At 53.3% G+C, this 14,343-nt stretch carries 14 protein-coding genes; 11 read left to right on the top strand and 3 right to left on the bottom strand.

The genetic code is table 11. The features are described 5' to 3' along the window. Positions 1 to 40: 40 nt before the first annotated feature. Positions 41 to 634: a homoserine/homoserine lactone efflux protein gene (gene rhtB, locus HVY19_RS20120; RefSeq protein WP_249419125.1), complete on the bottom strand. Its 594-nt coding sequence runs from the start codon at positions 632 to 634 to the stop codon at positions 41 to 43. Between the two features lie 137 nt (positions 635 to 771). Here rhtB and pldB point away from each other — a divergent pair, with 137 nt between their 5' ends. The 3 genes from pldB (at position 772) to HVY19_RS20105 (ending at position 3,582) form a co-directional block, all read left to right on the top strand. Continuing rightward, the gene (gene pldB, locus HVY19_RS20115) at positions 772 to 1,794 is read left to right on the top strand and encodes a lysophospholipase L2 (protein ID WP_181682332.1); all 1,023 of its coding nucleotides are present in this window, start codon (positions 772 to 774) and stop codon (positions 1,792 to 1,794) included. Positions 1,795 to 1,801: 7 nt separating this feature from the next. Further along, positions 1,802 to 2,602 (top strand): sugar/pyridoxal phosphate phosphatase YigL, encoded by an 801-nt coding sequence (gene yigL / locus HVY19_RS20110; protein ID WP_181682331.1) that lies wholly within the window; start codon positions 1,802 to 1,804, stop codon positions 2,600 to 2,602. 80 nt (positions 2,603 to 2,682) lie between these two features. After that, on the top strand, positions 2,683 to 3,582 hold the full coding sequence (locus HVY19_RS20105; RefSeq protein ID WP_181682330.1) for a carboxylate/amino acid/amine transporter: 900 nt from the start codon (positions 2,683 to 2,685) through the stop codon (positions 3,580 to 3,582). On the opposite strand, the gene metR is transcribed toward HVY19_RS20105, so the two are convergent. Further along, positions 3,470 to 4,423 carry an HTH-type transcriptional regulator MetR gene (metR, locus tag HVY19_RS20100; RefSeq protein WP_181682329.1) on the bottom strand — a complete coding sequence of 318 codons (954 nt, stop codon included), beginning with the start codon at positions 4,421 to 4,423 and terminating at the stop codon, positions 3,470 to 3,472. The genes HVY19_RS20105 and metR overlap by 113 nt on opposite strands. Before the next feature lie 237 nt (positions 4,424 to 4,660). On the opposite strand from metR, the gene metE reads away from it, so the two are divergent. Continuing rightward, complete coding sequence (metE, locus tag HVY19_RS20095) at positions 4,661 to 6,922, top strand: 5-methyltetrahydropteroyltriglutamate--homocysteine S-methyltransferase (RefSeq protein ID WP_181682328.1); 2,262 nt, start codon at positions 4,661 to 4,663, stop codon at positions 6,920 to 6,922. Between the two features lie 45 nt (positions 6,923 to 6,967). On the opposite strand, the gene HVY19_RS20090 is transcribed toward metE, so the two are convergent. Continuing rightward, the gene (locus tag HVY19_RS20090; RefSeq protein WP_181682327.1) at positions 6,968 to 7,777 is read right to left on the bottom strand and encodes a dienelactone hydrolase family protein; all 810 of its coding nucleotides are present in this window, start codon (positions 7,775 to 7,777) and stop codon (positions 6,968 to 6,970) included. A 259-nt stretch (positions 7,778 to 8,036) separates the two neighbouring features. Here HVY19_RS20090 and udp point away from each other — a divergent pair, with 259 nt between their 5' ends. The 7 genes from udp to tatB all read left to right on the top strand — a co-directional run bounded on the left by udp (position 8,037) and on the right by tatB (position 14,341). Next, complete coding sequence (gene udp, locus HVY19_RS20085) at positions 8,037 to 8,798, top strand: uridine phosphorylase (protein ID WP_181682326.1); 762 nt, start codon at positions 8,037 to 8,039, stop codon at positions 8,796 to 8,798. Between the two features lie 139 nt (positions 8,799 to 8,937). Continuing rightward, positions 8,938 to 10,365, top strand: coding sequence for a DNA recombination protein RmuC (rmuC, locus tag HVY19_RS20080; protein WP_181682325.1), 1,428 nt, complete (start codon positions 8,938 to 8,940; stop codon positions 10,363 to 10,365). Positions 10,366 to 10,459: 94 nt separating this feature from the next. Then, positions 10,460 to 11,215 carry a bifunctional demethylmenaquinone methyltransferase/2-methoxy-6-polyprenyl-1,4-benzoquinol methylase UbiE gene (ubiE, locus tag HVY19_RS20075; RefSeq protein WP_181682324.1) on the top strand — a complete coding sequence of 252 codons (756 nt, stop codon included), beginning with the start codon at positions 10,460 to 10,462 and terminating at the stop codon, positions 11,213 to 11,215. A 13-nt stretch (positions 11,216 to 11,228) separates the two neighbouring features. Next, on the top strand, positions 11,229 to 11,834 hold the full coding sequence (gene ubiJ / locus HVY19_RS20070; RefSeq protein WP_181682323.1) for a ubiquinone biosynthesis protein UbiJ: 606 nt from the start codon (positions 11,229 to 11,231) through the stop codon (positions 11,832 to 11,834). After that, the gene (ubiB, locus tag HVY19_RS20065; protein WP_181682322.1) at positions 11,831 to 13,471 is read left to right on the top strand and encodes a ubiquinone biosynthesis regulatory protein kinase UbiB; all 1,641 of its coding nucleotides are present in this window, start codon (positions 11,831 to 11,833) and stop codon (positions 13,469 to 13,471) included. Before ubiJ ends, ubiB begins: the two co-directional genes overlap by 4 nt. 81 nt (positions 13,472 to 13,552) lie before the next feature. Continuing rightward, positions 13,553 to 13,807 carry a Sec-independent protein translocase subunit TatA gene (tatA, locus tag HVY19_RS20060; RefSeq protein WP_181682321.1) on the top strand — a complete coding sequence of 85 codons (255 nt, stop codon included), beginning with the start codon at positions 13,553 to 13,555 and terminating at the stop codon, positions 13,805 to 13,807. Between the two features lie 3 nt (positions 13,808 to 13,810). After that, a complete protein-coding gene (gene tatB, locus HVY19_RS20055) occupies positions 13,811 to 14,341 on the top strand; it encodes a Sec-independent protein translocase protein TatB (RefSeq protein ID WP_181682320.1) in 531 nt (176 codons plus the stop codon). Positions 14,342 to 14,343 lie beyond the last annotated feature (2 nt).

Genomic DNA, 14,343 nt, shown 5'->3' with positions numbered 1-14,343 from the left:
GTAGGCCGGATAAGGCGTTAGCCGCCTTCCGGCACTCACATCACGCATGCCTTGCCGAAGCCAGCAGCGCGCCCACCAGCATAAACAGTGAACCAAACACTTTGTTCAACGCTTTCATCTGCTTCGGCCCTTTTATCCACAGCGCGATACGCTGCGCCAGCGTGGCGTACCCGATCATCACGATGATATCGACCACAATAGTGGTGACACCGAGAACGAGATACTGCATGAGCAGCGGCTCTTTCGGCATAATAAACTGGGGAAACAGGGCCGCAAGAAAGACAATGCTTTTTGGGTTGGTCAGGTTAACAAAGACCGCCCGCTGAAAGAGTCGTCCACGAGACTGCGTGTTCGCCACCGCATTCAGGTCGATGGCGCCTGCCGCCCGCCACTGCTGAATGCCAAGCCAAATCAGGTAGGCGGCACCGGCCCATTTCAGCACTTCAAATGCGAGCACTGAGCGTGAAAACAGCGTTCCCAGACCGAAGCCGACCAGCACGATATGAATTCCCAATCCCGTTTGCAGTCCGGCAATGGAAGCAAGCGCCCCCCGGTATCCGTGGTTGATGGAGGTAGTCATGGTGTTAATGGCACCTGAACCCGGAGAAAGGCTTAAGATTATCGCTGTCAGCAGGTAGGCGAACCATCATTCGAAGGACATGAGAAACTCCCTGGTTGTCTATTTTTATGCCACAATACGCTACTGTTATGCGGTTGTGTCAGACAACGACAAAAAAACGATTTTACCTGGTAAACGAGGCTGGATACCTGATGTTTCAGCAGCAAAAAGACTGGGAAACGAGAGAAAATGCGTTTGCGGCGTTTTCGATGGGGCCATTGACCGATTTCTGGCGTCAGCGGGAAGAGGCGGAATTTACCGGCGTGGGCAGTGTGCCGGTGCGCTTCGTTCGTTTTCGCGCCGCGCAAAACGATCGGGTTGTCGTCATTTGTCCTGGTCGGATTGAAAGCTATGTGAAGTACGCCGAGCTGGCGTATGACCTGTTTCATCTGGGCTTTGACGTGCTCATTATTGACCATCGAGGGCAGGGGCGGTCCGGGCGCATGTTATCGGATCCGCATCGTGGTCATGTCGACAACTTCAACGACTATGTTGATGATCTCACCGCATTCTGGGAGCAGGAAGTCCAGCCTGGACCGTGGCGTAAGCGCTACATTCTGGCGCATTCAATGGGCGGCGCGATCGCCACACTGTTCCTGCAGCGTCATCCGCATCAGTGCGATGCCATTGCGCTCTGCGCGCCAATGTTTGGTATTGTGATGCGTCTGCCGGACTGGATGGTGCGCCATATTCTTGACTGGGCCGAAGGGCATCAGCGTATCCGGGAAGGTTATGCCATTGGCACCGGGCGCTGGCGAGCGCTGCCGTTTGGCATGAATTTGTTAACCCACAGTCGGCAGCGGTATCGGCGTAATCTGCGTTTTTATGCCGATGAACCCCAACTGCGAGTCGGTGGCCCGACTTACCATTGGGTACGTGAGGGTATTCTCGCAGCCGAGCAGGTTTTAGCTGGCGCGGGTGATGATGCCACGCCCACCCTGTTAATTCAGGCAGAAGAAGAGCGTGTGGTGGATAACCGCATGCACGATCGATTTTGTGAACTCCGCGCCGCGGCGGGCCATCCTGTAGAAGGAGGCCAACCGCTTGTCATAAAAGGCGCGTACCATGAGATCCTTTTCGAAAAGGACGCCATGCGCTCAGTCGCGCTTAACGCTATTGTTGATTTTTTCGACAAGCATAACTCATCAGCGGAAACCGCTTTGCTTAGAGGTTGATTTTTATATGTATCAGGTTGTTGCGTCTGATTTAGATGGCACACTGCTTTCTCCCGACCATACCTTATCTCCTTACGCGAAAGAGACACTGAAACTGTTGACCGCTCGTGGTGTTAACTTCGTGTTTGCGACCGGACGTCACCACGTCGATGTAGGACAAATTCGCGATAACCTGGAGATTAAGTCATACATGATCACCTCCAACGGGGCGCGTGTGCATGATATGGACGGAAATCTGGTGTTTACCCACAACCTGGATCGCGATATTGCCAGCGACCTGTTTGGGATGGTGAATGCACACCCGGAGATCGTGACCAACGTCTATCGTGATGACGAATGGTTTATGAACCGCCATCGTCCGGATGAGATGCGTTTCTTTAAAGAAGCCGTATTTAACTATTCGCTCTTCGAACCGGCATTACTTGAGCCGGAAGGCGTCAGCAAAGTGTTCTTCACCTGTGAATCTCATGAAACGCTGTTGCCGCTGGAGCAGGCGATTAATGCGCGTTGGGGCGATCGCGTGAACGTCAGTTTCTCCACGCTGTCCTGCCTGGAAGTCATGGCGGGCGGGGTGTCGAAAGGCCATGCACTGGAAGCCGTCGCGAAAGCCATGGGCTATAGCCTCAAGGATTGCATCGCGTTCGGCGACGGCATGAACGACGCTGAAATGCTCTCCATGGCGGGTAAAGGTTGCATCATGGGCAACGCACACCAGCGCCTGAAGGATCGGTTTCCTGACCTGGACGTTATCGGCATCAACGCCGACGACGCAGTGCCGCACTATCTGCGCGATCTCTATTTACGCTAAGATGAATGGTTAATATTTAATCAGTCGTCAACTGTACTCTCCGCTACAATGGATACTCCTTGTTCTCTGAGATATCCATTGTGGCATTACTCATTATTACCACGATTCTGTGGGCCTTCTCCTTTAGCCTGTTTGGCGAATACCTTGCCGGGCACGTTGATAGCTATTTTGCCGTGCTGGTTCGTGTTGGACTGGCGACACTGGTGTTTCTGCCCTTCCTGCGTGCTCGTGGACATAGCCTGAAAACCCTTGGGTTGTACATGCTGGTCGGCGCGATGCAGCTTGGCATCATGTATATGCTGAGTTTCCATGCTTATCTCTATCTGACGGTGTCAGAACTGCTGCTGTTTACCGTCCTGACGCCGCTTTATATCACGCTGATCTACGATGTCATGAGCAAACGTCGCCTGCGCTGGGGCTATGCGTTTAGCGCCCTGCTGGCGGTGATTGGCGCGGGGATTATTCGCTATGATCAGGTGACCGATCATTTCTGGACGGGTCTGCTGCTGGTACAACTTTCCAATATCAGCTTTGCCATTGGGATGGTGGGCTATAAGCGCCTGATGGAAACGCGTCCCATGCCCCAGCATAACGCCTTTGCCTGGTTTTACCTGGGGGCATTTGTGGTGGCGGTACTGGCCTGGTTTTCGCTGGGTAATGCGCAGAAAATGCCGGAAACGACCCTTCAGTGGAGCATCCTGGTGTTCCTCGGCGTGGCGGCATCAGGGATTGGTTACTTCATGTGGAACTACGGTGCCACCCAGGTGGATGCCGGTACACTAGGCATTATGAATAACATGCATGTACCAGCAGGACTGCTGGTTAACCTGGCGATCTGGCATCAGCAGCCTCACTGGCCGAGTTTCATTACAGGCGCGATTGTAATACTGGCCTCGCTGTGGGTGCATCGGCGCTGGGTCGCTCCGCGCTCCGCACAAACGGCAGGTGATCGCAGGCGTGATTGCGTGCCGAGCGAATAAACGCTTCCGTCACCGGCTGGCGCTGCTCGCCGTCGCGCACGGCGGCGTACAGACGGCTCCATAATCCCTCGCCCAGGGTTTTGGTCACGACCAGGCCCTGGCGCTCAAAACTTTCAACTACCCAGTGCGGAAGCGCAGCGATGCCCATGTTAGCCGCCACCATCTGAATCAGCAGCAGAGTATTGTCCACACTTTTCAGCGACGGACTGATCCCGGCGGGCTGGAGGAAATGTCGCCATACATCCAGTCGACTGCGCTGCACCGGGTAAATCAGCAGCGTTTCGCTGGCTAAATCTTCTGGCACAATCTGGGTTTTGCTCACCAGCGGATGTTCGGGTGCCAGCACCAGGCGTACCTCGAAATCAAACATCGGCGAATAATGCAGCCCACTGCGCGGAAGAATATCGGACGTCATTACCAGATCCAGTTCGTCCTGTTGCAGGGCTGGTTGCGGATCAAAGGTCACGCCGGATTTAAAATCCATCTCCACCTGTGGCCACTTAGCGCGGAAGTTTTCCAGCGCTGGCGTTAGCCACTGAATACAGCTATGGCACTCAATGGCGATGCGCAGGCGCGTTTGCTGTGGTTCGTTACAGGCCTGTAGCGCACGACTAATCTGTGGCAGCACCTGGCCTGCCAGTTGTAACAGGATCTCCCCCTGTGGCGTAAAGCGCAGCGGTTGGCTTTTACGAATAAATAACCGAAAGCCAAGGCGCTGTTCCAGATCGCTGAACTGGTGAGACAGGGCGGATTGGGTCTGATGCAATGTCGCCGCAGCGGCGGCGAGCGACCCGGTATTCCGCAACGCCTGGAGCGTTTTCAGGTGTTTAATCTCGATCATGAAAGTCCTTCACTTCGGCATGAACAAATTGCGCTTGAGGAATATACAGTAACTGTCAATTATGGATGTGTAAACATCCAGACGGCTAAAATCCTTCATCTTTTAAATTTATGATGCGTTGGCTGCGTTTACTCACCCCGGACACTTACGACTTGTAAGCGCCCGAGGATGAGCAAACTTGCCGCCTTCCCTAAATTCAAAATCCAAAGGATTTACCAATAATTAGAGGAAGAAAATATGACAATTATTAATCACACCCTCGGTTTCCCTCGCGTTGGCCTGCGTCGCGAGCTGAAAAAAGCGCAAGAAAGCTACTGGGCGGGTAACGCCACACGTGAAGAACTGCTGGCGGTGGGGCGTGAACTGCGCGCACGCCACTGGGATCAGCAGAAACAAGCGGGCATTGACCTGCTGCCGGTGGGGGATTTCGCCTGGTACGATCATGTTCTGACCACCAGTCTGCTGTTAGGTAATGTGCCGGCTCGTCATCAGAACAATGAGGGCACGGTCGATCTCGATACGTTGTTTCGCATTGGTCGTGGCCGTGCGCCAACCGGAGAGCCGGCGGCGGCGGCAGAAATGACCAAGTGGTTTAACACTAACTATCACTACATGGTGCCGGAGTTCGTTAAGGGGCAGCAGTTCAAACTGACCTGGACTCAATTGCTGGATGAAGTGGACGAAGCGCTGGCCCTGGGCCATAAGATCAAACCCGTGCTGCTAGGGCCGGTGACATACTTGTGGCTGGGCAAAGTAAAAGGCGAACAGTTCGAACGCCTGAGTCTGCTGAACGACATCCTGCCGGTATATCAGCAGGTGCTGGCTGAACTGGCGAAACGCGGCGTTGAGTGGGTGCAAATTGATGAACCTGCACTGGTACTGGAACTCCCGCAGGAATGGCTTAACGCCTTTAAGGTGGCTTATGACGCGCTTGCCGGTCAGGTGAAACTGTTATTGACCACTTACTTCGAAGGCGTGACGCCGAACCTCAACACCATCACCGCTTTGCCAGTGCAGGGTCTGCATGTTGACCTGGTCCACGGTAAAGACGACGTGGCGGAATTGCACCAGCGTCTGCCTGCTGACTGGCTGTTGTCTGCCGGTCTGGTGAATGGACGTAACGTCTGGCGCGCCGATCTGACGGAAAAATATACCCAAATTAAAGACATCGTCGGAAAACGTGCTCTGTGGGTGGCGTCGTCCTGTTCCCTTCTGCACAGCCCCATTGATTTGAGTGTTGAAACCCGCCTGGATGCAGAAGTGAAGAGCTGGTTCGCTTTTGCCTTACAAAAATGTGAAGAGCTGGCACTGCTGCGCGATGCGCTGAACAGTGGCGACACAACGGCGATTACCCAATGGAGCGCGCCGATTCAGGCCCGTCGTCACTCAACCCGCGTACATAACGCAGCGGTTGAAAAACGTCTGGCGGCTATTACGGCACAGGACAGCCAGCGCCAGAGCGCCTATGAGGTACGTGCTGAGGCGCAGCGTGCGCGCTTCAACCTGCCTGCATGGCCGACGACGACGATAGGCTCTTTCCCGCAAACCACCGAGATTCGCGGCCTGCGTCTGGACTTCAAAAAGGGCAACCTGGATGCGGGCAACTACCGTACCGGTATCGCTGAACACATCAAACAGGCGATTGTTGAGCAGGAGCGCTTAGGGCTGGATGTATTGGTTCACGGCGAAGCTGAGCGTAACGACATGGTGGAATACTTTGGTGAACATCTGGACGGGTTTGTCTTTACCCAGAACGGCTGGGTGCAGAGCTACGGTTCCCGCTGCGTGAAGCCGCCGGTGGTTATCGGTGACGTAAGCCGTCCGGAGCCGATCACCGTGGAATGGGCGAAATATGCGCAATCCCTGACTGACAAACCGGTGAAGGGGATGCTCACCGGGCCGGTAACCATTCTGTGCTGGTCGTTCCCTCGAGAGGACGTGACGCGGGAAACCATCGCGAAGCAAATTGCGCTGGCGCTGCGTGATGAAGTCGCCGATCTGGAAGCCGCAGGTATTGGCATCATTCAGATTGACGAACCGGCGCTGCGCGAAGGTCTGCCGCTACGCCGCAGTGACTGGGACGCGTACCTGCAGTGGGGCGTGGAGGCTTTTCGCATCAATGCGGCAGTGGCGAAAGACGACACGCAGATCCATACGCATATGTGTTATTGCGAGTTCAACGACATTATGGATTCCATCGCAGCACTGGATGCGGATGTCATCACCATTGAAACCTCGCGTTCAGATATGGAACTGCTGGAGTCGTTCGAAGAGTTCGATTATCCGAACGAAATTGGACCGGGCGTGTACGACATTCACTCGCCAAACGTTCCGAGCGTGGAGTGGATAGAAGCGTTGCTGAAAAAAGCGGCACAGCGTATCCCGGCGCAGCGCCTGTGGGTAAACCCGGATTGCGGCCTGAAAACCCGCGGCTGGCCAGAAACCCGCGCCGCGCTGGCGAACATGGTGCAAGCGGCGCAGAACCTGCGTCAGAGTTAATATGTAGGCCGGGTGAGGCGAAGCCGCCGCCCGGCATTTCACCTTTTACTTCTTGCTACCGTACCTGGCAAACCATTCAAGCATTCTCTGCCAGCCGTCTTTCGCAGATTCCTCGTGATAGCTGGCACGATAATCGGCATTAAACGCGTGTCCGGCGTCAGGGTAGACGATAATTTCCGTTGTGGCGTTAGCGGCACGCAGCGCCTGACGCATGGTTTCAACAGTATCCTGCGTGATGCTGTTATCCTGACCACCGTAGAGTCCCAACACCGGGGCATTCAGGTCGGTCGCCACATCGACAGGATGTTTTGGTGAATTCAGAGACTTATCACCAACCAGCTTGCCATACCAGGCAACGGCTGCTTTTAATTGCGGATTATGCGCGGCATACAGCCAGGTAATCCGACCGCCCCAGCAAAAGCCGGTGATCATCAGTCGATGTGCATCGCCACCGTTTCGGGCGGCCCAACTGGCGACGTGATCCAGATCGGCCAGCACCTGAGAGTCTGGCACTTTGGCGACCAGACCGCTTAATAGCGTCGGAATATCGGCGAAGTCATTGGGATCGCCTTCGCGAAAATAGAGTTCTGGTGCGATAGCCAGATACCCTTCCAGCGCCAGGCGACGGCAAATATCGCGGATATGTTCATGCACGCCAAAAATTTCTTGCACTACAATGACCACTGGCAGCGGGCCATCGCTCTGCTTTGGTCGGGCGTGATACGCTGGCATATCATCACCCTGGGAAGGGATCGACGTCATGCCGGCGACAATCGTATCATCCGGGGTATTAACCGTTGTTGAGGCAAGGGGAGAGGCCGCAGGTGCAAAGCCAGTTTGTTGTGTTAGTGTCATGGTATTCTCCGTACCCTTAAAAAATAGCGCAACGTTAACTATAGACAGCCTTTATCAAACCACACTGCCCTGGACAGTTCGATTGTTAAGCAGAAAAAGAAAGTGACGGGTCTTTATTGTGATCTAAATCACTATCTCAAGGTAAATTAATGCAATCGAATATCGTCATGGTGATGAGTGTCACGAAAACATCTCAGTACCTTCGGTAAAGTACCGCTTTGCTTCTTCTGACAAAAACCGAATCACAGAGGAGTTGTATATGTCTAAGTCTGATGTTTTTCATCTCGGCCTCACTAAAAACGATTTACAAGGGGCTACGCTGGCTATCGTCCCTGGCGATCCGGAGCGTGTTGAAAAAATCGCCGCGCTGATGGATAAGCCGGTTAAGCTGGCATCACATCGCGAATTCACGACCTGGCGTGCAGAACTGGATGGTAAGGCCATTATTGTCTGCTCGACCGGGATTGGTGGTCCGTCAACATCTATTGCGGTTGAAGAACTGGCGCAGTTAGGCATTCGCACCTTCCTGCGCATCGGTACTACCGGGGCGATTCAGCCACATATCAATGTGGGTGATGTTTTGGTTACTACAGCGTCTGTTCGTCTGGATGGCGCGAGCCTGCATTTTGCTCCGATGGAATTCCCGGCGGTAGCTGATTTCGAATGTACAACAGCGCTGGTTGAAGCCGCTAAATCCGTTGGCGCGACGACGCATATTGGCGTCACCGCTTCTTCAGATACCTTCTACCCAGGCCAGGAGCGCTACGATACCTACTCTGGTCGTGTGGTAAGCCGTTTCAAAGGTTCGATGGAAGAGTGGCAGGCCATGGGCGTAATGAACTATGAAATGGAATCTGCCACCCTGCTGACCATGTGTGCAAGCCAGGGTCTGCGCGCAGGGATGGTTGCGGGCGTTATCGTTAATCGTACCCAACAAGAGATCCCTAACGCCGAAACGATGAAGCAAACCGAAAGCCATGCGGTGAAAATCGTGGTGGAAGCGGCACGTCGTCTGATCTAGTCCTCCTCTCTGAGATAAAAGGCCGATACGTTCGGCCTTTATTTTTTGCGTAGCGCCTCGCAGGAAATTCCTTTAAAACTGGACGTTTATACAGCACAATTCTATGTTGTGCGGGTGAGTTGTAGCGTCGGGAGGCATTTTGGATATCTCAATCGTCATTTATGCGGTGATTGCACTGGTGGGCATTGCGCTTGGCTGGCTGATTGCCAGCTATCAGCATGCGCAACAAAAAGCCGAACAATTCGCCGAGCGCGAAGAGATGGTGGCGGCATTAAGCGCGACAAAACAACAGCTTGCTCAAAGTGACCACTGGCGCGATGAGTGTGAAATGCTCAATAACGAATTGCGCAATCTGCGCAGCATTAACTCCTCCCTTGAAGCCGATCTGCGTGAAGTCACAACGCGGATGGAAGCAACGCAGCAGCATGCGGAAGAGAAAATACGCCAGATGATAAACAGCGAGCAGCGCCTCAGCGAACAATTTGAAAACTTGGCTAACCGGATATTTGAACAAAGTAATCGCCGGGTTGATGAGCAAAACCGGCAGAGCCTTAATGGTTTGCTGACGCCGCTACGTGAACAGTTAGACGGCTTTCGTCGCCAGGTGCAGGAGAGCTTTGGTCAGGAAGCGCGCGAGCGTCATACCCTGGCGCACGAAATCCGCAATCTCCAACAGCTTAATGCGCAAATGGCGCAGGAGGCCGTTAACCTGACGCGTGCGCTGAAAGGGGATAACAAAACCCAGGGCAACTGGGGCGAGGTGGTGCTGACTCGCGTTCTGGAAGCTTCTGGTCTGCGCGAAGGTTACGAATACGAAACGCAGGTGAGCCTCGAAAATGACGTTCGTTCGCGGATGCAGCCCGATGTGATTGTGCGGTTGCCGCAGGGCAAAGATGTGGTGATCGACGCCAAAATGACGCTGGTGGCCTACGAACGTTACTTTAATGCCGAAGATGATTACACCCGTGAAAGTGCGCTTCAGGAACATATTGCGTCGGTGCGTAACCACATTCGCTTATTGGGGCGTAAGGATTATCAGCAGCTTCCGGGCTTACGCACGCTGGATTATGTGCTGATGTTCGTTCCCGTGGAGCCTGCATTTCTGTTAGCGCTGGACAGGCAACCCGAACTGATTACCGAAGCGCTCAAAAATAATATAATGCTGGTCAGCCCAACGACGCTGCTTGTAGCGTTGCGTACTATTGCTAACCTCTGGCGTTACGAACATCAAAGCCGCAATGCGCAGCAGATTGCCGATCGTGCCAGTAAGCTTTACGACAAGCTGCGACTGTTTGTTGACGATATGTCCTCCATTGGACAGAGCCTGGACAAAGCGCAGGATAACTATCGTCAGGCAATGAAAAAACTCTCTTCAGGGCGCGGTAATGTGCTGGCGCAGGCGGAAGCATTTCGCGGGTTGGGCGTAGAAATAAAACGCGAGATTAATCCGGAACTGGCGGAACACGCCACATCGCAAGATGAAGAGTATCGTTTGCGATCGGTCGCTGAAGAAGCGGATGACACGCCTTATCCCGACGATGACGAGATAAAGCAGCAATCACTTTAAGTCGTCTGGAGTTAGCGGACCGGGCAGAAGGGTAGGGCATTGCGCCCCAATCTGTTACACTTCTTGAACAATTTTTTGATGAGCAGGCACTGAGATGGTGGATAATTCACAAGAAACGACGCACTTTGGTTTTCAGACCGTTGCTAAAGAGCAAAAAGCGGACATGGTGGCCCACGTTTTTCATTCAGTGGCATCAAAATATGATGTCATGAATGATCTGATGTCCTTCGGGATACATCGTTTGTGGAAGCGCTTCACCATTGACTGTAGCGGCGTGCGTCGTGGTCAGACAGTGCTTGATTTGGCCGGTGGTACAGGTGACCTGACGGCGAAATTCTCCCGCATGGTGGGGGAAACGGGCAAAGTGGTCCTGGCCGACATTAACGACTCGATGCTCAAAATGGGCCGTGAAAAGCTGCGCAATATTGGCGTCATCGGCAACGTTGAATACGTCCAGGCGAATGCCGAAGCGCTGCCCTTCCCGGATAACACCTTTGACTGCATCACTATTTCCTTCGGTCTGCGTAACGTCACGGACAAAGACAAAGCCCTGCGTTCGATGTTCCGCGTACTGAAGCCAGGTGGTCGTCTGCTGGTGCTTGAGTTTTCTAAGCCAATTATTGAGCCGCTGAGCAAAGCCTACGACGCATACTCTTTCCATATCCTGCCGCGTATTGGTTCGATGGTCGCTAATGATGCCGACAGCTATCGCTATCTGGCTGAATCCATCCGTATGCATCCGGATCAGGACACCCTTAAAGCCATGATGCAGGACGCCGGATTCGAAAGCGTCGACTATTACAACCTGACTGCGGGTGTGGTTGCGCTACATCGCGGCTATAAGTTCTGACAGGAGAGCGGGGATGCCTTTTAAACCCTTAGTGACCGCAGGAATGGAAAGTCTGCTCAATACTTTTCTGTATCGCTCGCCCGCGTTGAAAACCGCGCGTGCGCGTCTGCTGGGCAAAGTGCTACGTGTGGAGCTAAAAGGCTTTTCGACCTCTTTAATTCTGGTATTCAGCGAGCGTCAGGTTGACGTACTGGGCGAGTGGGCGGACGAGGCGGATTGTACCGTCATTACCCATGCCAGCGTGCTGCCAAAATTGCGTGACCGCCAGCAGCTCGCTGCGTTAATTCGCAGTGGCGAACTGGAAGTGGTGGGCGACATACAGGTAGTACAGAATTTCGTGGCGCTTGCTGACCTGGCGGAATTCGACCCCGCCGAACTGTTGGCCCCTTATACTGGCGATATCGCCGCAGAGGGGATCGGCAAAGTCCTGCGCGGCGGAGCCAAATTTCTTCGTCACGGGATCCAGCGTCAGCAGCGTTACGTCGCTGAAGCGATAACTGAAGAGTGGCGAATGGCTCCGGGACCGCTTGAGGTCGCCTGGTTTGCGGAAGAAACGGCGGCAGTGGAACGCGCTGTTGATGCGCTGAGCAAGCGACTGGAAAAACTGGAGGCTCAATGACGCCAGGTGAAGTACGGCGCCTATATTTCATCATTCGCACCTTTTTAAGCTACGGACTTGATGAGCTCATTCCCAAAATGCGGATCACACTGCCGCTGAGGTTATGGCGTTACAGCCTGTTCTGGATGCCGAACCGGCATAAAGAAAAACTGCTTGGTGAGCGGCTGAGACTGGCACTGCAAGAGCTGGGGCCGGTGTGGATCAAGTTTGGTCAAATGCTCTCCACTCGTCGCGACCTTTTTCCGCCGCAGATTGCCGATCAGCTTGCGCTTTTACAGGACAAAGTCGCGCCATTCGATGGCGCAAAGGCAAAAGAACAGATTGAAGCCGCAATGGGGGGACTTCCCGTTGAGGCCTGGTTTGATGATTTTGACATCCAGCCCCTGGCGTCCGCATCGATTGCCCAGGTTCACACGGCCAGGCTGAAAACCACTGGCAAAGAAGTCGTCATCAAAGTGATTCGCCCGGACATTCTGCCGGTGATTAAAGCGGATCTGAAACTGATCTATCGCCTCGCCCGTTGGGTGCCGCGCTTATTGCCGGATGGCCGCCGTCTGCGACCAACGGAAGTGGTGCGGGAATATGAAAAGACGCTCATAGATGAACTGAATCTGCTGCGCGAGTCGGCCAACGCCATTCAACTGCGTCGAAACTTTGAAGACAGCCCCATGCTCTACATCCCAGAGGTCTATTCTGACTATTGCAGTGAGAATATGATGGTGATGGAGCGCATTTACGGTATCCCTGTTTCCGATGTGGCGGCGCTTGAGAAGAACGGCACCAACATGCAACTGTTGGCAGAGCGTGGGGTACAGGTTTTCTTCACCCAAGTATTCCGCGACAGCTTCTTCCATGCTGACATGCATCCGGGAAATATCTTTGTCAGCTATGAACATCCGGATAACCCGAAATACATCGGCATTGATTGCGGCATCGTCGGTTCCCTCAATAAAGAAGACAAACGTTATCTGGCGGAAAACTTCATCGCTTTCTTTAATCGCGATTATCGCAAAGTTGCTGAACTGCACGTCGATTCCGGTTGGGTGCCACCGGATACCAACGTGGAAGAGTTTGAGTTTGCCATTCGCACCGTCTGTGAGCCTATCTTCGAAAAACCGTTGGCGGAAATTTCATTTGGTCACGTGCTGTTAAATCTGTTCAACACTGCACGTCGCTTTAACATGGAAGTGCAACCGCAACTGGTACTCCTGCAGAAAACCTTACTGTATGTTGAAGGTGTGGGGCGGCAGCTCTATCCGCAGTTAGATCTGTGGAAAACGGCGAAGCCCTTCCTTGAGTCGTGGATTAAAGATCAGGTCGGTATTCCGGCTTTGGTACGGGCATTTAAAGAAAAAGCCCCGTTCTGGGTCGAAAAAATGCCAGAACTACCTGAATTGGTATACGACAGTTTGCGCCAGGGCAAATATTTACAGCACAGCGTTGATAAGATTGCGCGCGAGCTTCAGGCTAACCATGTACGTCAGGGCCAATCCCGTTACTTATTTGGAATTGGTGCGACGTTACTGTTGAGCGGGACATTTTTGCTGATTAATCGACCAGAGTGGGGCTTCATGCCTGGCTGGTTAATGGCGGGTGGGCTGGTCGCCTGGATTGTCGGTTGGCGCAAAACTCGCTGATTTTTTCATCGCTCTGAATGGGTCGCGTAAAGTATAATGTGATCTAATTAATTTAATCATCATCTATCACGAGGAACATGTATGGGTGGTATCAGTATTTGGCAGTTGGTGATCATTGCCGTCATCGTTGTACTGTTGTTTGGCACCAAAAAACTCGGCTCCATCGGTTCCGATCTCGGCGCATCCATCAAAGGCTTCAAAAAAGCGATGAGCGATGAAGACACTAAACAGGATAAAACCAGCCAGGATGCTGACTTTACCGCTAAGTCTATCGCTGAAAAACCGGCAGATGCTAAAAAAGAAGACGCGAAAAGTCACGATAAAGAGCAGGTGTAATTCGTGTTTGATATCGGTTTTAGCGAACTGTTACTGGTGTTCATTATCGGCCTCGTTGTGCTGGGGCCACAGCGACTCCCGGTGGCAGTCAAAACGATTGCCGGCTGGGTGCGCGCCTTGCGTTCCCTTGCAACAACCGTACAGAATGAACTGACCCAGGAACTTAAACTCCAGGAGTTTCAGGACAGCCTGAAAAAGGTTGAAAAAGCGAGCCTGGAGACCCTGACGCCGGAACTGAAAGCATCAATGGATGAACTGCGTCAGGCGGCCGAATCAATGAAGCGCTCATACAGTGTGAATGATCCGGAAAAAGCCAGCGATGAAGCACATACCATCCATAATCCGGTGGTGAAAGGGAACGAAGAACAGCATGAGGGCGTCACGCCTGCCACTGCTGAAGCTCAGGCCAGCGCGCCGGAACAGACACCGAAGATGGCAGAAGATAATCCCCCTGCTGTAAACGTGATGGATGCTCAACCGAAATCCGCAGCGCCTGTTGCAGGCACTTCCCCTACGTCGAGTGATAAACCGTAAAC

It is taken from the genome of Citrobacter sp. RHB25-C09, from assembly GCF_013836145.1.
In the GTDB taxonomy this organism is placed as follows: domain Bacteria; phylum Pseudomonadota; class Gammaproteobacteria; order Enterobacterales; family Enterobacteriaceae; genus Citrobacter_A.
This window is presented reverse-complemented; position numbering and strand designations above follow the sequence as displayed.

What these genes read in the sequence shown, in the direction of transcription:
- ubiE (WP_181682324.1), top strand. Translation starts at nt 10,460, where the DNA reads ATGGTGGATAATTCACAAGAAACGACGCACTTTGGTTTTCAGACCGTT.
- udp (WP_181682326.1), top strand. Translation starts at nt 8,037, where the DNA reads ATGTCTAAGTCTGATGTTTTTCATCTCGGCCTCACTAAAAACGATTTA.
- metR (WP_181682329.1), bottom strand. Translation starts at nt 4,423, where the DNA reads ATGATCGAGATTAAACACCTGAAAACGCTCCAGGCGTTGCGGAATACC.
- tatA (WP_181682321.1), top strand. Translation starts at nt 13,553, where the DNA reads ATGGGTGGTATCAGTATTTGGCAGTTGGTGATCATTGCCGTCATCGTT.
- yigL (WP_181682331.1), top strand. Translation starts at nt 1,802, where the DNA reads ATGTATCAGGTTGTTGCGTCTGATTTAGATGGCACACTGCTTTCTCCC.
- ubiB (WP_181682322.1), top strand. Translation starts at nt 11,831, where the DNA reads ATGACGCCAGGTGAAGTACGGCGCCTATATTTCATCATTCGCACCTTT.
- HVY19_RS20090 (WP_181682327.1), bottom strand. Translation starts at nt 7,777, where the DNA reads ATGACACTAACACAACAAACTGGCTTTGCACCTGCGGCCTCTCCCCTT.
- metE (WP_181682328.1), top strand. Translation starts at nt 4,661, where the DNA reads ATGACAATTATTAATCACACCCTCGGTTTCCCTCGCGTTGGCCTGCGT.
- ubiJ (WP_181682323.1), top strand. Translation starts at nt 11,229, where the DNA reads ATGCCTTTTAAACCCTTAGTGACCGCAGGAATGGAAAGTCTGCTCAAT.
- pldB (WP_181682332.1), top strand. Translation starts at nt 772, where the DNA reads ATGTTTCAGCAGCAAAAAGACTGGGAAACGAGAGAAAATGCGTTTGCG.